Below are 22,367 nucleotides of genomic sequence, written 5' to 3' on the forward strand. Positions count from 1 at the left end.
ATGACCGACACCACCACCGCCCCCGCGCCCGCCCCGGCGCGCCGCTCCCTGCTCCAGCGCCTCCCGCTCGTCTCGCACGTGCGGCAGAGCGTCGGCCTCCAGCGCGGCATGCTCGTCGCCGGCATGGTCATCACGGGGATCTTCATCCTGCTCGCGGCGTTCGCTCCGCTCATCGCGCCCTTCGGCTTCGACCAGGACCGGGACGGCGCCGGCTCGTTCACGCGCCAGGCCGCCCCCGACGCGACGCACATCTGGGGAACCACCGTCGGCGGCTACGACGTGTTCTCCCGCGTCGTCTGGGGCACGCAGACCGCGCTGTCCGTCGTCGTGATCGCCGTGGTCCTGTCGCTGTTCGCCGGCGTGCTGCTCGGCGTCGTCTCGGGCTACCTCGGCGGATGGCTCGACCGGATCCTCGTGGTCATCGCCGACGCCATCTACCCGTTCCCGACGCTGCTGCTGGCCATCGTCGTGAGCATCGTGCTGACCGGCGGGCAGTCGAGCCTGTGGGGCGGCATCCTGGCCGCCGCCGTGAGCATCACGGTCGTCTACATCCCGCAGTACTTCCGGGTCATCCGCGCGGAGGTCGTGCGGCTGAAGGCGGAGGCGTTCGTCGAGAGCGCCAAGGTCATCGGCACGTCGACGCCGCGGATCATGTACGTGCACGTGCTGCGGAACTCCACCCGCACGCTGCCGCTGATCCTCACGCTCAACGCGTCCGAGGCCATCCTCACGCTCGCGGGCCTCGGCTTCCTCGGCTTCGGCATCTCGCCGACGTCGGCAGCCGAGTGGGGCTACGACCTCAACCGCGCGCTCGCGGACACCGCGAGCGGCGTCTGGTGGACGGGCGTCTTCCCCGGCGTCGCCATCGTCATGCTCGTCCTCGGGCTCACGCTCGTGGGGGAGAGCGTCAACGACATCTCCGACCCGAAGCTGCGTGCCCGCAAGCGCGCGAAGACGAGGGACATCTCCGACCCCGAGCTGCGCGCCCGCAAGCGCGCCCTGAAGAAGAAGGTGTCCGCATGAGCGACGTCGTCTCGATCCGCGACCTCGGGGTGACCTTCGCGACCGACGGCGGCGACGTCCGTGCGGTCGACGGGGTGTCCCTCACGGTGTCGCCCGGCGAGATCCTCGCCATCGTGGGGGAGTCGGGGTCGGGCAAGTCCGTCACCGCCCGCACGATCCTCGGCCTCCTGCCCGACACGGCCGTCACCGACGGCGCCGTGCTCCTCAGCGACCGGACGGGGGCGGGCGCGGTCGACGTGCTCTCCATCTCCGCCGACGAGCTGCGCCGGGCGCGCGGCCGCGACGTCGCGATGGTGTTCCAGGAGCCGTCCACGGCGCTGAACCCCGTGCACACGGTGGGATGGCAGATCGTCGAGGGCCTCCGTGCCCACGGCCGCGTCTCGAAGAAGGAGGGCCGCGCGAAGGCGATCGACATCCTCCGCCGCGTGGGCATCCCCGACCCCGAGACCCGCGTCGACCACTACCCGCACCAGTTCTCGGGCGGGCAGAAGCAGCGCGTCGTCATCGCCATGGCGCTCGTGCTGGATCCCGGGCTCATCGTCGCCGACGAGCCGACCACGGCGCTCGACGTGACCGTGCAGGCCGAGATCCTCGACCTGCTGCGCCGCTGCCGCGACGAGTTCGGCGCGGCCGTCATCCTCATCACGCACAACATGGGCGTCGTCGCCGACCTCGCCGACCGAGTGGCGGTCATGTACCGCTCGCGGCTCGTGGAACAGGCCGACGTGGCCACGCTCTTCGCGTCGCCGAAGGAGGAGTACACGCGGAACCTGCTCGCCTCCGTCCCGAAGCTCGGCGAGGGCGTCGCCGCGACCGTGGAGCGCGCCGCGGTGCGCACCCGGGCTCGCGCGGCGGCGGACACCGAGGCGGCGCCCGTCGTCGTCGCCCAGGGGCTCGAGATCGAGTACCCGGGTCGCCTCGGGTCGCCCGCGTTCCGCGCCGTCAAGGGCGTCGACCTGCGCATCGAGGCCGGCGAGGTCCTCGGGCTGGTGGGGGAGTCGGGTTCGGGCAAGACCACCATCGGCCGTGCCATCGCGGGGCTCACCAACGTGACCGGCGGGTCGCTGAAGGTCCTCGGCACCGAGATGCTCGGCGTGCGCGAGCGCGACTTCCGGAAGCTCCGCGCCGACATCGGGTTCGTGTTCCAGGATCCGGCGACCAGCTTCAACCCGCGCCTCACCATCGCCGAGTGCGTGGCCGAGCCGCTCATCGTCCACGGTCGCGCGAAGTCGCCGCAGGCCGCCCGCGGCCGGGTCGACGAGCTGCTCGAGGCCGTGCAGCTGCCCAAGGCCTTCGGCGACAGGTACCCGCACGAGCTCTCGGGCGGCCAGCGGCAGCGCGCGAGCCTCGCCCGCGGCCTCGCGCTCGAGCCGTCGCTGCTCGTGGCCGACGAGCCGACGAGCGCGCTCGACGTGTCGGTGCAGGCGCGCGTGCTGGAGCTCTTCGCCGAGCTGCAGCGCGAGCTCGGGTTCGCGGCGCTGTTCATCAGCCACGACCTCGCCGTCGTCGACCTGCTCGCCGACCGCATCGCCGTGCTGTACCGCGGCGAGCTGGTGGAGGAGGGGACGGGCGCCGAGGTGCTGGGGGACCCGCAGCACCCGTACACGCAGCGGCTGCTGGCGTCGCTGCCCGTGCCGGACCCTGCCGAGCAGGCCGCGCGTCGCGCGCGGCTGCACGCGCTCCGGGCCGCCGAGCGGACCGCCGGCTAGGCGGCTCCGAGCGGGGCCCGGCCGACCCCGGGCATGATGGGTCGGAACCCGCATCCGTCGTGCGGCCGGTCATGCCGGCCTGCCGCACGACCACGCCGAGGACGGAGCAGCGCATGACGCACACCCCCCGAGACGCCGACGCGGACGGCGGACCCGCCGAGCCCGTGCTCGACGTCCGCGACCTGCGGCTGGCGTACCCCGCCCGCCGCGGAGCAGGGACGCCGCCGGCCGTCGACGGGATCACCCTGCGGATCATGCCGGGCGAGGTGCTGGGCGTGGTCGGCGCGAGCGGATCCGGCAAGTCGTCCCTCGCGCGCGTGCTGGCGGGCCTCGTCCCGTCGGGCGACGAGGGGGCGGGAGTGCCGCGGATCACGGGCGGCGACGCCTCCGTGCTCGGCCAGGGCCTCCGCCGCATGGGCCGCCGCGCGCGCACGCGCACCACGTACGGCATCGGCTACGTGCCGCAGGACGCCGGCACCACGCTCCACCCCCAGCTCACGGCGAGCGAGGCGATCGCGGAGCCGATCTTCTCCCGCGACCGCCGCTTCGACAGCCAGGTCGCCGCGCGCCGCGTCGTCACCCTGCTCACGGCGCTCGACCTGCCGCCGGGCACGCAGGACAGGTACCCGCACGAGCTGTCCAGCGGCCAGCGCCAGCGCGTCGCCCTCGCCCGCGCGCTCGTGCTCGGCCCGCGCCTCCTCATCGCCGACGAGCCCACGTCGGGCGTCGACGTGATGAGCCGCGTCGCCGTGCTCGACCTGCTGCGCGACCTCCAGTCCCGCGGCGGCTTCTCCGCGCTCGTGGTCAGCCACGACCTCGCCGTCATCGAGCGCCTCACCGACCGCCTCGCGGTGCTGGACCGCGGGACGGTCGTCGGCTACGGCGCCATCGACGACGTGCTCGCGGATCCCACGCACCCGTACGTGCAGGGGCTCGCGGAGTCGCGCACGGCCGCCGAGCCCGCGCCCGCGCCCGACGGAGGCGACCCCGACCCCGACGTCGTCCTGCGTTCCCCCGAACCGCCCGCCCGCGTCCCGCATCCCCGGAGGCCCCTCGCATGACCGACACCACCGCATCCGCTCCCGGCCCCCGCCGCGTCCACCGCGCGGTCGACGGGGCCACGCCGCACCGCCTCACGGGCGACGCGCGGCCGACGCCTGGCCCGATCGCCATGCTGCCGCGCACGGAGGACGCGTACCTCGAGGCCGTCCGCGCCGGCGGCGGCGAGGTCGCCGAGCTGTCTGAGGACACGCGCGGCATCGTCTGGCTCTCCATCCGCCGCGCCGCCGAGCTCACCGACACGCTCGCCGCCAACCCGCAGGTCCAGTGGGTGCAGCTGCCGTTCGCGGGCGTCGACGCGTTCGCCGACACGCTCCGGGAGTGCGACCGGCCCGACCTCGTCTGGACGAGCGCGAAGGGCGCCTACTCCGAGCCGGTCGCCGAGCACGCCCTCGCGCTTACCCTCGCCACCCTGCGCCAGCTCCCGGAGCGCGCACGGGCGACCTCCTGGGGATCCTCCGCCGGCCTCTCGCTCTACCGGTCCGAGGTCGTCGTGGTCGGCGCGGGCGGCATCGCGCTGGAGTACATCCGGCTGCTGGCCCCGTTCGACTGCACCGTCACGGTCGTGCGCCGCAGCGGCGACCCCGTGGAGGGCGCCGACCGCACCGTCACGGCCGACCGGCTCGACGAGGTGCTCGCGGGCGCCGACGTCGTCATGCTCGCCGCGGCCAGCACCGACGACACCGCCGGGCTCATCGGCGCCGCGCAGCTCAGGGCGATGAAGGACACGGCCGTCCTCGTCAACATCGCCCGCGGCGCGCTCGTCGATCCCGACGCGCTGCTCGACGCGCTCCGCTCGGGCGCGATCCACGGCGCGGGCCTCGACGTCACGTCGCCCGAGCCGCTGCCGGACGGCCACCCGCTGTTCTCCGAGCCGCGCTGCATCGTCACGCCGCACACCGCCGACACCCCGGACATGGTCCGGCCGCTGCTGGCCGAGCGGATCCGGCTCAACACGGAGGCGTTCCTCCGGACGGGCGACTTCGTCGGCATCGTCGAGCCGTCCTCGGGCTACTGACGCCGGCGCGCCCGCTGCCCGCCGGCCCGCGCCGCGTCGGGTGCGCACCGTAGGCTCGTCGTCGTGATGACGCCCGAGGAAGCCGCCGTGCCCGAGGTCTCGATGTGGGCGGGCGGCTACACGGCCGACGCCGGCGGATCGGGCGTGGGCATCACGGCCCTCGCGGTCGATCCCATCACGGGCGACCTCGCGGTCGTCGGCACCGCGGTGGAGACGCCGTCGCCCTCCTTCCTCCTCGCGCACGGCGACATGGTCTACGCGGTGGGCGAGGCGGCCGACCGCGTGGAGGCGTTCCGCCGCGGACCGGGCGGCTCGCTGCAGTGGGCGGGCGGGCAGCCGAGCGGCGGATCCGGCCCCTGCCACCTGCACGTCGTGGGCGACCTGCTCCTCACCTCGCACTACGGCGACGGCACCGTCGCGGTCCACCCGCTCGCGGCCGACGGGTCCATCGGCGAGGCGACGCAGCTCCTGACGGCCGAGGGATCCGGCCCCCGCCCGCAGCAGGACGGCCCGCACGCGCACGCCACGCTCCACATCGGCGGCGGCATCGTCCTCAGCGCCGACCTCGGCACCGACACCGTGCACGTCCATGCCCTCCGCGGCGGACGCCTCGACCGGATCGGCGCTGTCGCCCTCCCCGCGGGCACGGGGCCCCGGCACATGGCCCTCCTGTCGTCCGGCCGCGTGCTCCTCGTCGGCGAGCTCGACGGCACCCTGCACGCGCTCGAGGGCGCAGGCGGATCCTGGCGCGTGGCGGCGTCCACGGCATGCGCGGCCGTGCCCGATGCGCGCGACTCCGCCGCAGAGGTGCAGGTGTCCGCGGACGAGCGGCTCGCCTACGTCGGCCTCCGCGGCTCCGACCGGATCGCGGTGGTCGGCATCGCCGACGACGGCGCGCTCGCCCCCGTCGCCGCGTTCGACTGCGGTGGCGAGACGCCGCGCCACCACGCGATCGTCGACGACCGGCTGCACGTCGCGAACCAGGGATCCGGCACGGTCGCCTCCTTCCGGCTCGATCCGGCGACGGGGCTCCCCACCGCGGCACCCGCCGTGATCGCCGTCCCGAGCCCGACCTACCTGCTGCCCCTGGCCTGACCCGCGGCCCCTGCGACGCTCAGCGCAGCAGCAGGGGAGCGGCCGCCCGGATCTCCTCCTCCACCCCGAGGCCGCGCCAGCCGGCGGAGGTGAACGCGCGGCCGCCGACCCCGTTGCGGTCCATCAGGGCGAAGCCGACCGCGCGGATCCCCGAGTAGGCGATGAGCACGGGGGCCGCGGGATCCGACACGAGACGCACGATGCGCTCGCGCCTGGCCTCGAGCACGGGCAGCGTGTCGGCGGGCCCGTCGTCCGGGCGGAGGAGGATCGCGGCGGCCACCGGGTCGTCGGCCGCGGCGTCGCCACGGGAGCGGAGATCCTCGTCGAGCAGCGGCCAGAGCCGGTCAGCGTCGTTCGGACGCGCGACCACGATCTCGAACATCCCCATGACGCGACGCTACCGGGCGCGGAGGCGAGGGGAGGGCGCGCAAAGGAAAAGGCCCCGCGGGTGGAGCCGCGAGGCCTTCGCTCCCCGAGTTGGACTCGAACCAACAACCTGCCGGTTAACAGCCGGCTGCTCTGCCAATTGAGCTATCGAGGATCACGTGGAGCAACCTGGAAAGCGTAGCAAAGAATTCGGGCGCCTCCGATCACCGGGCGGCGACCCGGGCGCGTCCCTCAGTCCTCGAGGTGGTCGCGCCCCGGCAGCCAGGAGCTCCCCGGCACGCCCCAGCCGCTCTTGCGGATCACCTTGGCCACCGGCTTCCGGTGCACGTGCGCGAGCCGGTCGGTGTAGAGCAGGCCGTCGAGGTGGTCGAACTCGTGCTGCAGGATGCGCGCGAACCACCCGGCCGCCTGGATCTCGAACGGCCGGCCGTCCAGGTCGACCGCGCGGAGGATCGCCCGGTCGGCGCGCACCAGCGGGAAGCGCTCGCCCGGGAAAGACAGGCAGCCCTCCTCCTCGGTGTCCTCGTCGGCCTCGCGCACGGCGACGGGCGTGATGAAGAGGTCCGGGTTCACGGCGACGCCCCGCAGCGGCTCGCCCTCGTCGGTCTCGTAGGAGTAGACGAACACGCGCAGCGGCACGCCCACCTGGGGCGCCGCGAGGCCGACGCCCGGCGCCTCGTCCATGGTGTCGAACATGTCGGCCACCAGGGTGCGCAGGTCGTCGTCGAACGCCTCCACCTCGCGGGCCGGGGCGTGCAGGACGGGGTCTCCGGTGATCCGGATGGGGAGGACGGCCATGCTGCCGATGATAGGCGGGCCGCCGGGTAGGGTCGGGGCGTGCCCTTCGACGCCAGCCCCGTTCTCCAGGCCGCCTCGTTGACCCCGTACCAGGCGCTCGGCATCCCGATCGCGCTCGTCGGCGCCGTGTTCCTGTCCCTGGGCGCGCAGCTGCAGTCGCAGGGCGTCGCCAAGATGGAGGCGCGCGGGAAGAAGAGCACCGCGGGCCTCAGCCTCCGCCAGCTCGGGGCCCTGCTCGGCCGCCCCTCGTGGGTCGCCGGCACCGTGATGCTCGGCCTCGCCATCGTGTTCCAGCTCGCGAGCCTGCGCCTCGCGCCGCTCATCGTGGTGCAGCCGCTCGGCGCGGTGGCGCTCGTCGTCACGGCGATCCTGAACTCCCGGGCCACGGGGAAGCGGCTCGACCTCAAGGCCAAGCGGGCGGTCGCGCTCTGCATCGGCGGCGTCGGCCTGTTCGTGGTCTTCGCGGCCGTCTTCGCGAAGGAGACGCCCATCCGCACGCCCGAGCTCATCACGATCCTGGTGATCCTCGCGGTCGTGCTCGCGCTCCTCGGCGGCCTCTTCCTCTACTTCCGCAGGCACGTGCGCGCGATCTTCTACATCATCAGCGCGGGCGTGCTCTACGGCTTCGTGGCGACGCTCGCCAAGGTCGTCATCAACCGCCTCACGACGGGCGACTTCGACGTGCTCACCGGCGTCTGCATCGTGGCCCTCGTCGCGGCGACCCTGCTCGGCGCGTACTTCGTGCAGACCGCGTACTCGTCGGGACCGCCCGACCTCGTGATCGCGGGGCTCACGGTGGTGGACCCGCTCGTCGCCGTGTGCATCGGCGTGACCGTCCTCGGCGAGGCCGCGGACGCGCCGCTCTACGCGGGCGTGGCCTTCCTCGTCGCGGGCGCCGTGGCGGTCATCGGCGTGTTCCAGCTCGCGAAGCACCACCCGCACGCGTCCTGATCCACGCGCTCTCCGGGCCGCCGACGGGGGCGCCCGACGACCGGAGGCGGCTGCCCTGACGCCGGTGCGCCGTCGGGCCGTCCCGGGGACCGTGCGATACGTTGCTCTGCGACACCCGGCCCGCGCCGCCCCGATCCACGTGACGCGCGCCGGACGCCGACACCACTGGAGAGACACTTCTTGCCGAACATCTCAGGGCAGACCTCGCGCGAGCCGGCGACCCCCGGTCGACCGCTGCGCATCCTCATCGGCGCGGACACGTTCCCGCCGGACGTGAACGGCGCCGCGCGCTTCGCCGAGCGCCTTGCGGGAGGGCTCGTCCGCCGCGGCCACGAGGTGCACATCGTCGCGCCGGCGGCCAGCCGCAAGCACGGCACGTGGACCGAGGTCCACGACGGCCAGGAGATGACCGCGCACCGCCTCCGCAGCTGGCGCTGGTACCCGCACGACTGGCTGCGGTTCGCCCTCCCGTGGAACATCAACCAGAACAGCGCGCGGATCCTCGACGCCGTCCAGCCCGACGTCGTGCACTTCCAGTCGCACATCGTGACCGGCCGAGGCCTCAGCATCGAGGCCGAGAAGCGCGGGATCCGCATCATCGGCACCAACCACTTCATGCCGGAGAACATGCTCCAGCACACGCTGCTGCCGGTGGCGTGGCAGGACAAGGCCATCTCCATGGCGTGGAAGGCCGCGCGCCGCACCTTCGGGCGCGCCGAGGCCGTCACCACGCCCACGCGTCGCGCCGCCCAGTTCCTCGAGCGCTACACGGGCCTCTCCGGCGTCATCGCCATCTCGTGCGGCATCGACGCGGCGAACTACACGCCCGACTTCGCGCCGCGCACCCGCAACCGCATCGTGTTCGTCGGTCGCGTGACGGGGGAGAAGCAGATCGACGTGCTCCTGCGCGCGTTCGCGATCCTGCCGCAGGCGCTCGACGCGGAGCTCGAGATCGTCGGCGGGGGAGACCAGAAGACGGCGCTCGAGAAGCTCGCCGCCGACCTCGGCATCGCCGATCGCACCACCTTCACCGGCTACGTCTCCGACGAGGAGCTGCGCCGCGCCTACACGCGCGCGACCGTGCTGGCGATGCCGAGCATCGCCGAGCTGCAGTCCATCGTGACGATGGAGGCGATGGCGTCCGCGCTGCCGGTCGTGGCGGCCGACGCCATGGCCCTCCCGCACCTCGTCCACGACGGCGAGAACGGCTACCTCTTCCGCCCGGGCGACGTCGACGACCTCGCCGCGAAGCTGCGTCGCGTGCTCGAGCTGCCCGAGGAGGAGCTCCAGCGCATGAAGCGCGAGAGCCTCGCGGTGGTGGCCACGCACGACATCGAGCGTACGATCTCGACGTTCGAGAGCCTGTATCGTGGCGAGTCCGTGGCCGCGCCGGTCACGGACGAGGCACGCGGACGCACGGACGGCCACACCGCCGTCTAGGCACGCCGCTCGGGGCGGTAGCTCAGCTGGTCAGAGCAGCGGACTCATAATCCGTCGGTCATGGGTTCAAGTCCCATCCGCCCTACTCCCGCGCCCACGCACGCGATCGACCGCCCCGCGGCCCGCGCCCGCTCACGTGACCCCCTCGGACTGGGGTCCGCGCCGCCCTAGCACGATGCCGCACCGACCGCCACGGCGATGTCCGCTCTATTACCATGGGTACCGAAATCACCCCGGTCGCGGGGGCCCGGAGGGTGCCCGACGACCGCCACCGGCCACCCGCCGACGAGGCGCGCCAGCGCGCGTCGGGCCCGCCGCCACCCGCGAGGACACGATGACGAGCACGCGACCCACCCGCACGAGCCGATCCACGACGGTCGCGCCGGAGGGTTCGAGCACGCGGTCGTTCCGCGGCGACATCCAGGGCCTCCGCGCCCTCGCCGTGGTCGCGGTCATCCTCGATCACCTGCTCGCGTGGCCGTCCGGCGGCTTCCTCGGCGTCGACGTCTTCTTCGTGATCTCGGGCTTCATCATCACGTCGCTCCTGCTGCGCCAGCACGACAAGCGCGGCCGGATCTCCTTCGCCGAGTTCTACCGCAAGCGCGTCAAGCGCATCCTCCCGGCCTCGACCGCCGTGCTCCTCGTCACCGTGCTCGCGAGCTGGATGGTGTTCCTCTCCGGCCGCGCCTCGGCGATCGCGTGGGACAGCGTCGCCGCGTTCTTCTTCGTCGCCAACTGGCGCTTCGCCGCGACCGACACCGACTACTGGGCCGCCGACAGCGCCGTCTCGCCCGTGCAGCACTACTGGTCGCTCGGCGTGGAGGAGCAGTTCTACGTCGTCTGGCCGATCCTCCTCACGCTCGGCCTCGCGCTCTCGCTGAGGCTCCGCGGGCCGGGCCGCTACCGCGGGATCCTCACCGCGATCCTCGTCGTCATCACGGTCGGCTCGTTCGCCTGGGCCATGGCGGACACCGCGGGGAACGCCGCCGTCGCGTACTTCTCCACGCTCTCCCGCGCCTGGGAGCTCGGCATCGGGGCGCTGCTCGCCGTCGCCACGCCGCTGCTGCGCCGCATCCCGGACGCCGCGCGTCCCGTCATGGCGTACGCCGGCATCGCCGTCATCGCCTACGGGCTCTTCGCGCTGAGCAGCGACTCGCCGATCCCCGCGCCCGGATCCGCGATCCCCGTCGTCGGCGCCGCGCTCATCATCGCCGGCGGCACTGGCGGCGCCCAGCGCTTCCTCTGGCCGCTCACGAACCCGGTCTCGCGCTACCTCGGCGACATCTCGTACTCGCTCTACCTGTGGCACTTCCCGGTCATCGTGATCCTCGCGGCCGTCTCCGACACCGCGGGGCTCGGCTACCCCATCATCGTGCTCGTGCTCACCCTCGGCCTCTCGGTGCTCTCGTACCACGGCCTCGAGGACCCCATCCGCCGCTCGCACTGGCTCGAGCCCGGCGCCGCGGCGCGCCGGAAGAAGAAGCGCGCGCGCCGCCGTCCCGGGTTCGGCGCGTCGACGGGCACGAAGGTCGCGGCCCTCGGCACGGCCGCGCTGCTCACGGTCACCTTCATCAGCCTCGCCGTCGTCCGGCAGCAGGAGATCCAAGAGGCGTCGCGCATCGCCCCGGGCCCGGCCGCGTCCGGCGAGGAGGACCCCGCGGTCGACGCCGTGCTCGCCGACGGCGACCTCGGCGCGCTGCAGGGCCAGATCCGCGACGCCCTCGGCGCGACCAGCTGGCCCGCGCTCGACCCCGCGATCGACGGGCTCGAGAGGTCCGCCGTCCCCGTCGAGGACGGCCAGGGCTGCGGCCGCACCGACGTGGCGAACCCGCGCTCCTGCTCCTTCGGCGACAGCCGGAAGCCCACGATCATGGTCCTCGGCGACTCGACCGGCATCACCCTGCTGCCCACGGTGCGCGCCATGTTCGAGGCGACGCACCACATCCGCGGGCTCACCTTCGCCGGCTGCGCCGTCATGGACGTCCAGTGGGACTTCCCCGACGCGTCCACCGAGGGCGGATGCCTGGACTTCCGGGAGCAGGCGATCGCCGCGATCCAGGAGGAGAAGCCGGAGATCCTGTTCGTCAGCAACAGCTACGGGCAGATCCTCAAGCTCGCCTCGAAGGCCACGGGCGACGACGCGGTGGCCGAGTGGTCCGCGGGCGTCCAGAGCACGGTCGGCCAGGTCCGCGACAGCGTCGGCAAGGTCGTCCTGGTCTCGTCCCCGCCGACCGGCCAGCCGCTCGAGACGTGCGCGACGAAGGTCTCGACGCCCGCCGACTGCCAGGCCTCGATACCGGGCGCCTGGAAGGTGGGGGACCGCGCGCAGGAGGACTCGGCCGCCGCGATGGGCATCGCCTACGTCGACACCTCGTCGCTGTTCTGCTGGGAGGGGAGCTGCCCGTCCTTCGTCGGCAGCACGCCCACCAAGCGCGACAGCGTCCACACCACGCCGCAGTACGCGGCCGTCATCACGCCGGCGTTCCGGCAGATGCTCGACGAGGCGCTGGCGGGCGTCCCGGCCTGATCCACGGGCACGGGTCGGGCGCATCCGTCCTCGCCCGGGCGCACGACGACGACGGCCGCCGCGCGGGTGCGCGACGGCCGTCGGTCCGAACGGGAGCGGCTACTCCCGGAGCGTCGTGATGTGCTCCCGGTACCACTCGACCGTGGAGCGCAGGCCATCGTCGAGCCCGATGGAGGAGGTCCACCCGGCGTCCGCGAGCTTGGACACGTCGAGCAGCTTCTGCGGCGTGCCGTCCGGCTTCGAGGTGTCCCACTCCGTACGTCCCTCGTAGCCGACCACGCGCGCGATGGTCTCCGCGATCTCGCGGATCGTGACGTCGCTGCCCGTGCCCACGTTGACCTGCTCGGGCCCGTCGTAGTGCTCCAGCAGGTGGAGGCACGCGGCGGCCATGTCGTCGACGTGCAGGAACTCGCGGCGCGGCGTGCCGGTGCCCCAGTTCGTCACCGACTCCGCGCCGGACGCGCGCGCCTCGTCGTAGCGGCGGATGAGCGCGGGCAGCACGTGCGACCCCTGGGGCGAGAAGTTGTCGCCCGGCCCGTAGAGGTTCGTCGGCATGGCCGAGATCCACGGCAGCCCGTACTGGCGGCGCACGGCCTGGATCTGCATGATGCCCGCGATCTTCGCGATCGCGTACGCGTCGTTGGTCGGCTCGAGGTGGCCGGTGAGGAGGCTGTCCTCGGTGATCGGCTGCGGCGCGAGCTTCGGGTAGATGCACGAGGAGCCGAGGAACAGCAGGCGGTCGACGCCGTGCGCGAGCGCGGCGTCGAGCACGTTGACCTGGATCCGGAGGTTGTCGCTGAGGAAGTCGACCGGGTACGTGCTGTTCGCGAGGATCCCGCCGACCTTCGCGGCTGCGAGCACGACGTGCACCGGCTTCGCCTCGGCGAAGAACGCGAAGACCGCGTCGCGGTCCTTGAGGTCGAGCTCGGCTGAGGTGCGGCCGATCACGTCGGTGAAGCCCTCGGCCTCGAGCCGGCGGACGATCGCCGACCCGACGAGCCCGCGGTGGCCGGCCACGTAGACCCGGGCCGAGCGGTCGAGCGGCGCGGGCGTGAACGCGACGGCGTCCCGCTCGTCGGCGGAGGACGCGGCGGAGGCGCTCACGCGTCGGCCGCGGTCGGCTCGGCCGTGCCCCAGCTCGCGAGCTTCACGGAGTCGATCCACGGGCGCCCCTCGGCCTCGAGGGCGGCGATGTCGGCGTCCACCATGATCCGGGCGAGCATCGTGGTGTCGACCGTGGCCTTCCAGCCCAGCTTCTCGTGGGCCTTCGTGGCGTCGCCCACCAGGGCGTCGACCTCGGTGGGGCGGAGGTAGCGCGGGTCGAACCGCACGTGCTCGGACCAGTCGAGGCCGGCGTGCGAGAACGCGGTCTCGAGGAAGTCGCGCACGGTGAAGTTGCCGCCGGTCGCGAGCACGAAGTCGTCGGGCTCGTCGGCCTGCAGCATGCGCCACATGCCCTCGACGTACTCGGCGGCGTAGCCCCAGTCGCGGATGCTGTCGAGGTTGCCGAGGTAGACGTGGTCCTGCGTTCCGGCCTTGATGGCGGCGACCGCCCGCGTGATCTTGCGCGTCACGAACGTCTCGCCGCGGCGGGGCGACTCGTGGTTGAACAGGATCCCGTTGACGGCGAACATGTCGTACGCCTCGCGGTAGTTCTTCGTGATCCAGAAGCTGTAGAGCTTCGCGGCCCCGTACGGCGAGCGCGGGTAGAACGGCGTGGTCTCGCTCTGCGGCGGGGGAGTGGCCCCGTACAGCTCGCTCGAGGAGGCCTGGTAGAAGCGGGTCTCGATGCCCGACAGCCGCACGGCCTCGAGCAGCCGGATGGTGCCGGTGCCCGTCGTGTCGGCGGTGTGCTCCGGCTCGTCGAACGAGACCCGCACGTGCGACTGGGCAGCGAGGTTGTAGACCTCGTCGGGCTGGATCTGCATCATCAGCGTCGTGAGGCGCGATCCGTCGCTCAGGTCGCCGTAGTGGAGGAAGAGCTTCGCGCCGTCCTCGTGCGGGTCCTGGTACAGGTGGTCGATGCGGGACGTGTTGAACGTCGACGAGCGGCGGATGAGGCCGTGGACCTCGTAGCCCTTGGCGAGCAGCAGCTCCGCCAGGTACGAGCCGTCCTGCCCGGTGATGCCGGTGATGAAAGCCTTCTTGGCCATGGATCCCCCCAGATTCTCATGCGATGCGACGCGACGGCGGCGGGGCAGTCGCCCGGCGCGGCCGTCCGTCCGATCGAATCTAACGTGACGGCGGCGCTCGGCGGCAATCGGGGTACGGCGCCGCGCGGTCCGTTAACGACATCGAAACCTCCAGGCACCAGAATGGGGACATGGGGGATTTGAGCACGACCGACGCTGCGCGCACGCAGACGGCGGACCTGGGGGGCCTCACGGTCTGCCTGGTCGGCATCAACTACTGGCCGGAGACCACGGGCATCGCGCCGTACACGACCGCGATGGCCGAGGCGCTCACCGACGCGGGGGCGTCGGTGCACGTGGTCACCGGGATACCGCACTACCCGCAGTGGAAGCTGCAGGACGAGCGGTACGCCGAGGGCAGGCGATGGGAGGAGATGCGCGACGGCGTCCGCATCACCCGCGTCCGCCACACCATCCCGGAGACGCCGGACCTCGCGGGCCGGGCCAAGCTCGAGGCCAGCTTCCTGCGCGGGGCGCTCCGAGAGGTACGGAGGGACACGAGCGAGGTCGTCATCGCGGTCACGCCGTCGCTCGCCGGCCTCGCCGCCGGAGCGCTGGGTCGCGGCCGTCGGCCGTTCGGCGTGCTGGTCCAGGACCTCACGGGCAACGCCGCGGGGGAGTCGGGCACCACAGGGGGCCGCGCGTCGCGCCTCATCGCGTCAGGGGAGTACGCGCTCCTCCGCCGGGCCGACCGCATCGGCGTCATCACGCCGCGCTTCGGCGACCTGCTCATCCAGCAGGGCCTGCCCGACGCATCCATCTCCGGGCTCCCGAACTTCACGCACATCACGCCGGTGGACGTCTCCACCGCGGCCGCCCGCACCCGGCTCGGCTGGACCCGGGACGCGTTCACCGTGGTCCACACCGGCAACATGGGGATGAAGCAGGGGCTGGAGTCGGTCGTCGAGGCCGCGCGCCTCTCGGACGAGCGCGACCTCGGCATCGAGTTCGTGCTCGTGGGCGACGGCAACCAGCGGGCCGCCCTCGAGGCGCAGGGTGCCGGGATCCGGTCGCTCCGCTTCGTCCCGCCGCTCGACGGCGACGACTACCCGTACGCCCTGGCCGCGGCCGACGCGCTCCTGCTGAACGAGAAGCCGGGAGTGCGCGAGATGAGCATGCCGTCGAAGCTCACGTCGTACACGAGCAGCCGGCGTCCGATCATCGCCGCGGTCGAGGACGGCGGCATCACCGAGAGCGTCGTGCGCGAGCACGGGGCGGCGGCCATCATCCCGCCGGGCGACCCGGAACGGCTCCTCCAGGCGGCGCAGGACCTGCGCTGCGACACCGAGGGCGCCGCGGTCCTCACGACCGCCGCGCAGCGGATGTACCAGAACCGGTACTCGCCCGTGAGCGCCCATGCCAGGTACGTGCGGTTCGCGCAGTCGCTGGCCACCATGGGCGCCGGGGTGCGCGCGTGACGGCGGCGCAGGATCCCTCGACCGCCGTCCCGGTGATCGACCTCTCCCAGGCGCCCGGCGAGCACCAGGCCTGGGACCGTCCGAAGCGCACGGTCTACCTCTGGGCCGTGGTCGAGCTGCTCCTCGTCACGAACCCGTGGCAGATCAGCTCGTCGCTGCGCGTCCGCGCGCTCCGGGCGTTCGGCGCCGAGATCGGCGACGGCGTGGTCTTCCGGCCGCGCACGCGGGTGAGGTTCCCGTGGAAGCTGCGCATCGGCGACCGCTCGTGGATCGGCGAGGGCGTCTGGTTCCACAACCAGGACCTCATCACCGTCGGCCACGACGTCGTCCTCTCCCAGGAGACGATGCTCACCACGGGCAGCCACGCGCACCGGCGCGACATGGCCCTGATCACGCGCCCGATCGTCATCGAGCCGGGCGCGTGGATCACGTCGCGCTGCCTGGTCCTCGGCGGCGCGCACGTGGGCCGCTCGGCGCTGGCCCGGCCGATGACCGTCGTCGCGGGCGACGTGCCCGCCGACGCGATCGTCTCCGGCCCGGACTGCGCCGTCGTCGGCTCGCGCTTCGCCGGACGCCGCTGACGCGCTCGTCCTCCGCGCCCCCGGCGCGCCCCGCGCCCCGTGCGCTCCCCGCTCCGCCGTCGACCGCACCTGCCGTCGGCGCCGCCCCGAACGAAGGCTCCACCATGAACGGACTCCTGCTCGATCCCTCCATCTCGTCGGCCAACATCGGCGACCAGATCATCCGCGAGAACGTCCTCCGGGCGCTCGACGGCGTGGTGCCGATCTCCGGCAGCCTGCCCACGCAGACGCGCCTGACGCGCAGCCAGCGCCGGACCGCCGCCGACGCCGAGCTGGCGATCGTGGGCGGCACGAACCTCCTCTCCTCGAACATGCCCTGGTACCGCCAGTGGAAGCTCGACCCGATCGTGGCGCGCAGCCTCAAGCACAAGGTCGTCCTGCTCGGCGTCGGCTGGTGGCAGTACCAGGACGAGCCGAACCGCTACACGACGCGCATGCTCAAGGAGGTCCTCGCCCCCGACCTCGTGCACTCCGTCCGCGACGAGTACACCAAGGTGCGCCTCGAGCGGATGGGCTTCCACGTCGTGAACACCGCGTGCCCGACCATGTGGGGCCTCGACCGGCACAACGGCGTCGAGAGCCCGCGTCCCGCGCAGGCGATCCTGACGCTCACCGACTACAACCGCGACGTCGCCGAGGACGAGTGGCTCATCGCCCTCGCCGCCGAGCACTACGAGCGCGTCGTCATCTGGCCGCAGTCGATCCGCGACGCCGCCTACGCGCGCACCCTGCAGGGCGACTTCACGACCGCGGAGCCGACGCTCGCCGCGTACGACGCGCTGCTGGCCGCCGGCGACTCCGACTACATCGGCACGCGCCTCCACGGCGGCGTCCGCGCGCTCGAGACGGGGGCGTGGGGCGTCATCGTCGCCGTCGACAACCGGGCGCTGGAGATCAGCCGCGACACCGGCCTCCCCGTGCACGCCCGCGGTGAGAGGGACGCGATCCGCGCGACGGTCGAGCGCCGCGCGCCGCTGGACGTGCGGCTCCCGTATGACCAGATCACCGCCTGGAAGGCGCAGCTCCCGGTGGCCGGATGAGCGGCGCCCCCGCCACGCAGCCGGGCTCCGCGGCCCCTGCCCTCCGCGTCCTGCACCTCAGCGTGCGGCTCGGCGAGGGCGGCGCGGCCGGCGTCGCGCGGACGCTGATGCACGAGCTGGCCGAGCTGGGCGTGGACGGCTCGTTCGCCTACGGCTACGGCCCCGGCGGTCGCGACTCCGGCGGAGCGGACGCCCGCTCGTCGCTCCGCGTCACGTCCCGCCCGCGCGCGGCCCTCAACATGGCGGCGCACCTCGTCGTCGGCACCGAGGTCGTGCGTCCGGCGGCCGGCCGCCGCGAGGAGCTGCGCGCGGCCATCGCGGCCGCCGACGTCGTGCACCTGCACATCGTCCACAGCTACTGGCTGCCGCCGAGGTGGCTGTTCCGCGAGATCGCCGCCGCCGGCACGCCCGTGGTGTGGACGCTGCACGACCAGTGGATCATGACCGGCCGCTGCGCCCAGCCCGGCACGTGCCGGCTCTGGGAGGACGGCTGCCCGCGCTGCCCGGACCTGGCGGCGTACCCGCCCGCCCGCGTCGACAACGCCGCGCGCGTCTTCACCCGCAGGCGCGACGACATCGCCGCCCTCCGCCGGGCCGTGCCGTCCGCCGTGGTGGCCTGCGCGCACTGGCTCGCGGCCGAGGCCGCCACGGCGGGCTTCGACGACGTGCGCACGATCACGAACTCCGTCGACCGCGCGTTCTGGTCGGAGGCGACGGCGGCACGGGTAGCATCGGACGCGCCGCGCTCGGGGGCGCTGTTCATCTGCCGCGACCTCCGTGATCCGGCGAAGGTCGACTGGGACGCGCTCCGTGCCATCGCCGCGGACACGACCGAAGGGCTCACCATCATGGGAGACGACGCACCCGAGGACGCGCCCGGCGCCGCGCGCCTGCCCGCCACCGGCGACCGCGTCGAGCTGGCCCGCGTGATGCGCCGCCACGACCGCCTCGTCTTCACCTCGCGGGTCGACTACTTCCCGCTCACCGTCTCCGAGGCGCTGACGGCGGGCATGCGGGTCTTCGCCGTCGACTCGCCGGCGATCCGCGAGTTCGGCGACCACCCCGACGTCACGGTGGTGGGCACGGGATCCGAGCTCGCGGCGGCGCTCCTCGCGGACGAGCGCGCGGGCGGCCGGGCGGATCGCGAGACGCGCGACGTCCGCCGCTTCGACCCGCGGCGCATGGCCGACGAGTACCGCGCCGTCTACGAGGAGCTGGTGTCCGCGTGACCCGCAGCTACCGGCGCGAGGCGTGGCTGATGGGCGTCGCCATCATCGGCCAGCACTTCATGATCGTCCAGGCCGCCGGCTACCCCGTGACGCTCGGGCTGGTGGTGGGCGTGCCCCTGATCCTCCTGCTGTCGCGCGGCGGGTACGCGAGCCGCCTCATCCTCGCGCTCTGCGCGGTCGTGGCGCTCACCGCGTCGGCGGCGCTCGTGACCGGCATGGAGGGCAGCGATCCGCTGTCGTTCCTCCGCACGCTCGCCCTGTTCATCCTCGCGGTCATCGTGATCGTGGCCGGATCCGCGGGGCTCGACCCGGGGTTCATCGGCTCGAGGGCCTTCTCCACCGCGATCTCCGTCACCCTGCTGCTGGTCGTCGGCCTGTCGGTCCTCCAGGTGGCCGCGGGGACGCTCGGCAGCGAGGCGTTCTTCAACGTGTTCGGGCGCTTCCAGTACCTCTACGAGTACCAGCCCTACCTCCAGTTCAACCCCGTCCCGCGCGCGCAGGGCTTCTTCCTGGAACCGTCCTACGACGCGTTCGTGATCGGCACCCTCACGCTCATCTCGCTGCTCACCGGCCGCCACTTCCGCGGCACCATCGCCGTCGGCATCCTCGGCGTCCTCATGTCGCGCTCCGCGACGGGGCTGCTGCTGCTGCTCATCATCGGCGTCGTCGTCGCGCTCCGATCCCGGCCCGGCGCGAGCATCGTCGTCCTCAGCGGGCTCGCGGTCGTGGGCGTCGCCAGCGGCACCTACCTGCAATCGCGCCTGGAGAGCTTCAGCACCTCCGGGTCCAGCACGAACTACCGGCTCGTGGCCCCGCTGCAGGTCCTCGGGGACACGCTGCTGCACACGCCCATCGGCCACGCGCTCGGCTCGGTGTCGAACATCCTGCTGGGCTACGACCTGTACAACGGCGCGGAGCTCGGCACCTCGCTCGACAACGGCCTCTACGTGCTGGTGTTCTACTTCGGCTGGATCGGCCTGGTGCTCATCGCGGCCCTCGCCGTCATGGCGCTGCGGGCGATGCTGCGCGGCGGCCGCTCCACCTGGGGGGCGGTCGCGCCGCTGTGGCTCTTCGGGACCCTATTCTTCTCGGGCGGGATCATGCTGCCCGAGTACGCCGTCATGACCGCCCTCCTCATCGCGACGCTCGTCGCCTGCAACGAAAGCCTGGTCGCTCCCCATGCCGGTACCCCCTCCGCTCCTGTCCGTCGTCGTGGTCACCTTCCGGGACCTGCCGGGGCTCGGCAGCACGCTCGGGTCGGTGCGCCAGCTCGTCCATGACGCGGGCGACGCGATCGAGGTCATCGTCGTCGACGGCGGCACGGGGGAAGGGCTCGACGACGTCGTGAGCTCGTCGGGCGTCCCTGTCGACCTCTCGAGCGGGCCCGACGACGGCATCTACGACGCGATGAACGAGGGCATCTCCCGCTCGACGGGCAGCTTCGTCTGGTTCCTCAACGGCGGCGACCGGTCGCACGTCGAGTCCTGGGAGCTGCTGTCCGGCATCCTGCGCGCCGCGGGCGACGACGAGCTGCTCCTCGGCGACTACCTGCTCGACACCGGGCGCGGCGAGATCCTGCGGAAGGCACGGCCGCCCATCTACATCCACCACGGGCTGCCCACCTCCCATCAGGCGATCCTGTATCCCGGCTCCCGCATCCGCGGCGCCCGATACGACCTCCGCTTCCGCGTCGTCGGCGACTACGAGCTCACGGCCCGGCTGCTCCGATCGGGCGTCCGCCCGGTCGTCGTGCACGTGCCCCTCGCGGTGTTCGCGGCCGGCGGCATGTCGCAGGTGCGCGCCAAGGAGATCGCCGTCGAGGCGGCGCGGGTGCAGGCGGAGACGCTGCGCACGCCCGTGCCGGTCCGCTGGGCGAGCCGGGCGCTGCACACGGCGAGCCGCATCCGACGCACGGTGCAGACGTCGTGAGCGCCCCCGACGAACGCGGGCGCTGGGCCGCCGACCGCGCGCGCTACGGCCGCGGCGCGTGGCTCCTGCAGCCGTCCTTCTGGGCCGTGTCCGTCTACCGGTACGGACGCTGGACCCGCACGTGCTCGCGGGCCGTGCGCCTCCCCGCCCACGTGCTGCACGTCGGGCTCTACAGCGTGGTGCGACTCGTGACGGGCATCGACATCCCGCGGTCGGTCGAGATCGGGCCGGGCATCATGATCCACCACTTCGGCACGGTCATCGTCCACCCGCAGGCGCGCATCGGCGCCCGCTTCACGATGCGGCACGGGGTCACCATCGGCGCGAAGAAGGGCGACGACGTGCCGGTCATCGGCGACGACGTGCAGGTGGGCGCGTTCGCCCAGATCCTCGGTCCCATCCACGTGGGCGACGGCAGCACCATCGGCGCCATGACCCTGGTGCTGCGCGACGTCCCCGCAGGCGCCACCGTCGTCGGCGTGCCGGGACGCGTGCTGTGACCCGACCCCGCGCCGCCGCCCGGCCGAGCGCGCGATGAGCGCCGACGACCGCGCGGCCCGGGGCGCCCGGAGCCGCGACTCGTCGGTGTGGCCGCTCGCCGCGCAGGCGATCATCGCCGCCGTCGGCCTCGTCGCCGCGACCCTCGCCGCCCGGCTCCTGGGCCCCTCCGACTACGGCGTCTACTTCCTCGCCCTCACGGTCACGGCGTGCGTGGCTGTCCTGTTCGACATCTGCGTCCCGCAGGCCGTGCTCACGCACACGCCCGGCTACCTGGAGTCCGCGCGCACCTGGCGCCGCATGGCCGTGGTCGTCGCCGCGGTCGCCGCGGCGCTCACGGCCGCCGTCGCGCTGGTGGTCGGAACATCCCTCGACGCCGACGCGATGTGGGTGGTCCTCTGCGCCGCGCTGCCCATCACGATGGCGTCCATGACGCCCCGCGCCTTCCTCATCGCGGCCCGGCAGCTCCGCTACGTCTCGCTGGTCGACCTCTCGAGCGTGCTCGTCGGCAACGTCGTCGCGATCGGCGCCCTCCTCCTCACGGACAGCCTGTGGGCGGCGGCGAGCAGCCAGCTCGTCATCGCGGCGGTGCGCTGGCTGGCGTTCGAGGCCGCGTGGATCCGGCGCGGACGTGCCGACCTGCCCTCGCGCGTCCCCGTCCGCCCGGCCGCGCGTGAGCTCTACACGTCGATGCACGGCACGTACCAGAGCCAGCTCGCCGGGTTCGCGGCCCGCAACGGCGACAACCTGCTCGTCAGCATCCTGCTCGGCCCGGTCGCCCTGGCGCAGTACTCGCGCGCGTACTCGTTCCTCATCGGGCCCCTCCAGCAGGCGCAGCAGGCGCTCAATCCCATGGCCATCCGCGACCTCGCGGTGGCGCGGTTGGCCGGTCGCGCCGACGACCAGCTCCGGCGCCTCGCGGCGGTCGTCATCGCCGTCGGCGTGCCGTTCGCGCTCGCGATCTCCCTCAGCGGCCCGCACCTCGTGCAGGTGCTCCTGGGCGACGAGTGGCGCACGGCGGGCGCGCTCATGCCGCTGTCCTGGGGACTGGCGGCGTCCATGATCGTCGCCATCCCGGCACGCTGGGCCCTCGTGGCCGGTCACCACTCGCGGGCCCTCACGGTGGACGCGGTCCTCAACTACACCGTGCTCGCGGGCGTGGTCGTCGGCGCGCTCACCGGCGGCCTCGCCGGCGTGCTCGTGATCAACTCGTTCGTCGTCTCGCCGGCCATCACCATCACCGCGTGGTGCATGCTCGGATCGGTGCCCCGGCGGCTGTTCCTCGCGCGCCTGCTGCCCATGGCGATCGGGCTGGGCGGCCTCACCGCCCTCGTCTGCATCGTGGTCGGGGAGTTCGTCGACTCCAGCCTCGTCGAGACCGTCCTCGATCTCGGCATGGGCGGGATGATCGCGGTGCTCGCGTTCGCCGTCATCATGCGACGACGACGCCGGGCGGCCTGATCGCGGCGCCTC

General features: G+C 73.2%; 20 protein-coding genes and 2 tRNA genes. 17 read left to right on the plus strand and 5 right to left on the minus strand.

All coding sequences use genetic code 11. The features are described 5' to 3' along the window. The 5 genes from K0V08_RS03695 to K0V08_RS03715 all read left to right on the plus strand — a co-directional run bounded on the left by K0V08_RS03695 (position 1) and on the right by K0V08_RS03715 (position 5,904). A complete protein-coding gene (locus K0V08_RS03695; RefSeq protein ID WP_079533093.1) occupies positions 1-1,023 on the plus strand; it encodes an ABC transporter permease in 1,023 nt (340 codons plus the stop codon). Next, the gene (locus K0V08_RS03700; protein ID WP_079533096.1) at positions 1,020-2,732 is read left to right on the plus strand and encodes a dipeptide ABC transporter ATP-binding protein; all 1,713 of its coding nucleotides are present in this window, start codon (positions 1,020-1,022) and stop codon (positions 2,730-2,732) included. Before K0V08_RS03695 ends, K0V08_RS03700 begins: the two co-directional genes overlap by 4 nt. Positions 2,733-2,845: 113 nt before the next feature. After that, a complete protein-coding gene (locus tag K0V08_RS03705) occupies positions 2,846-3,793 on the plus strand; it encodes an ABC transporter ATP-binding protein (protein WP_079533099.1) in 948 nt (315 codons plus the stop codon). Between the two features lie 110 nt (positions 3,794-3,903). Beyond that, the gene (locus K0V08_RS03710) at positions 3,904-4,809 is read left to right on the plus strand and encodes a D-isomer specific 2-hydroxyacid dehydrogenase family protein (protein ID WP_012038279.1); all 906 of its coding nucleotides are present in this window, start codon (positions 3,904-3,906) and stop codon (positions 4,807-4,809) included. A gap of 66 nt (positions 4,810-4,875) precedes the next feature. Further along, positions 4,876-5,904: a lactonase family protein gene (locus tag K0V08_RS03715; RefSeq protein WP_050976303.1), complete on the plus strand. Its 1,029-nt coding sequence runs from the start codon at positions 4,876-4,878 to the stop codon at positions 5,902-5,904. Between the two features lie 19 nt (positions 5,905-5,923). Here the strand turns inward: K0V08_RS03715 and K0V08_RS03720 are convergent, their stop codons facing one another. From K0V08_RS03720 to def, 3 genes are all read right to left on the minus strand, one after another. Further along, positions 5,924-6,292: a hypothetical protein gene (locus tag K0V08_RS03720; RefSeq protein WP_012038281.1), complete on the minus strand. Its 369-nt coding sequence runs from the start codon at positions 6,290-6,292 to the stop codon at positions 5,924-5,926. 80 nt (positions 6,293-6,372) lie between these two features. Next, positions 6,373-6,445, minus strand: a tRNA-Asn gene (locus K0V08_RS03725). A 77-nt stretch (positions 6,446-6,522) separates the two neighbouring features. Further along, complete coding sequence (def, locus tag K0V08_RS03730; RefSeq protein WP_012038282.1) at positions 6,523-7,089, minus strand: peptide deformylase; 567 nt, start codon at positions 7,087-7,089, stop codon at positions 6,523-6,525. 39 nt (positions 7,090-7,128) lie between these two features. Here def and K0V08_RS03735 point away from each other — a divergent pair, with 39 nt between their 5' ends. The 4 genes from K0V08_RS03735 (at position 7,129) to K0V08_RS03750 (ending at position 12,007) form a co-directional block, all read left to right on the plus strand. Further along, positions 7,129-8,040, plus strand: coding sequence for a DMT family transporter (locus K0V08_RS03735; RefSeq protein WP_012038283.1), 912 nt, complete (start codon positions 7,129-7,131; stop codon positions 8,038-8,040). Positions 8,041-8,220: 180 nt separating this feature from the next. Then, a complete protein-coding gene (locus K0V08_RS03740) occupies positions 8,221-9,480 on the plus strand; it encodes a glycosyltransferase (protein ID WP_079533101.1) in 1,260 nt (419 codons plus the stop codon). 11 nt (positions 9,481-9,491) lie between these two features. Continuing rightward, positions 9,492-9,565 (plus strand) — tRNA-Ile (locus tag K0V08_RS03745). A 249-nt stretch (positions 9,566-9,814) separates the two neighbouring features. Further along, positions 9,815-12,007, plus strand: a complete 2,193-nt coding sequence (locus K0V08_RS03750) for an acyltransferase family protein (RefSeq protein WP_079533104.1) — start codon at positions 9,815-9,817, stop codon at positions 12,005-12,007. Between the two features lie 99 nt (positions 12,008-12,106). Here K0V08_RS03750 and K0V08_RS03755 read toward each other — a convergent pair whose 3' ends face one another. After that, positions 12,107-13,111, minus strand: coding sequence for a GDP-L-fucose synthase family protein (locus K0V08_RS03755; protein ID WP_079533106.1), 1,005 nt, complete (start codon positions 13,109-13,111; stop codon positions 12,107-12,109). After that, positions 13,108-14,160, minus strand: a complete 1,053-nt coding sequence (gmd, locus tag K0V08_RS03760) for a GDP-mannose 4,6-dehydratase (RefSeq protein ID WP_012038287.1) — start codon at positions 14,158-14,160, stop codon at positions 13,108-13,110. The genes K0V08_RS03755 and gmd overlap by 4 nt, the downstream gene beginning before the upstream one ends. A 170-nt stretch (positions 14,161-14,330) precedes the next feature. On the opposite strand from gmd, the gene K0V08_RS03765 reads away from it, so the two are divergent. The 8 genes from K0V08_RS03765 to K0V08_RS03800 all read left to right on the plus strand — a co-directional run bounded on the left by K0V08_RS03765 (position 14,331) and on the right by K0V08_RS03800 (position 22,355). After that, positions 14,331-15,617, plus strand: coding sequence for a glycosyltransferase family 4 protein (locus K0V08_RS03765; protein ID WP_012038288.1), 1,287 nt, complete (start codon positions 14,331-14,333; stop codon positions 15,615-15,617). Next, entirely contained in the window at positions 15,614-16,198 is a 585-nt protein-coding gene (locus K0V08_RS03770; protein WP_079533110.1) for an LbetaH domain-containing protein, read from the plus strand. The genes K0V08_RS03765 and K0V08_RS03770 overlap by 4 nt, the downstream gene beginning before the upstream one ends. A 104-nt stretch (positions 16,199-16,302) precedes the next feature. Continuing rightward, a complete protein-coding gene (locus tag K0V08_RS03775; protein ID WP_079533113.1) occupies positions 16,303-17,238 on the plus strand; it encodes a polysaccharide pyruvyl transferase family protein in 936 nt (311 codons plus the stop codon). Next, a complete protein-coding gene (locus K0V08_RS03780) occupies positions 17,235-18,467 on the plus strand; it encodes a glycosyltransferase (protein WP_012038291.1) in 1,233 nt (410 codons plus the stop codon). The genes K0V08_RS03775 and K0V08_RS03780 overlap by 4 nt, the downstream gene beginning before the upstream one ends. After that, positions 18,464-19,747: a putative colanic acid polymerase WcaD gene (locus tag K0V08_RS03785; protein ID WP_079533115.1), complete on the plus strand. Its 1,284-nt coding sequence runs from the start codon at positions 18,464-18,466 to the stop codon at positions 19,745-19,747. Before K0V08_RS03780 ends, K0V08_RS03785 begins: the two co-directional genes overlap by 4 nt. Then, complete coding sequence (locus tag K0V08_RS03790; RefSeq protein ID WP_231689053.1) at positions 19,680-20,396, plus strand: glycosyltransferase; 717 nt, start codon at positions 19,680-19,682, stop codon at positions 20,394-20,396. Before K0V08_RS03785 ends, K0V08_RS03790 begins: the two co-directional genes overlap by 68 nt. Then, positions 20,393-20,896: a serine O-acetyltransferase gene (locus K0V08_RS03795; RefSeq protein ID WP_012038294.1), complete on the plus strand. Its 504-nt coding sequence runs from the start codon at positions 20,393-20,395 to the stop codon at positions 20,894-20,896. The genes K0V08_RS03790 and K0V08_RS03795 overlap by 4 nt, the downstream gene beginning before the upstream one ends. A gap of 34 nt (positions 20,897-20,930) precedes the next feature. Beyond that, complete coding sequence (locus K0V08_RS03800; protein ID WP_012038295.1) at positions 20,931-22,355, plus strand: oligosaccharide flippase family protein; 1,425 nt, start codon at positions 20,931-20,933, stop codon at positions 22,353-22,355. The last annotated feature ends 12 nt before the right edge of the window (positions 22,356-22,367 follow it).

Source organism: Clavibacter michiganensis (genome assembly GCF_021216655.1).
Taxonomy (GTDB): Bacteria; Actinomycetota; Actinomycetes; order Actinomycetales; family Microbacteriaceae; genus Clavibacter; species Clavibacter michiganensis.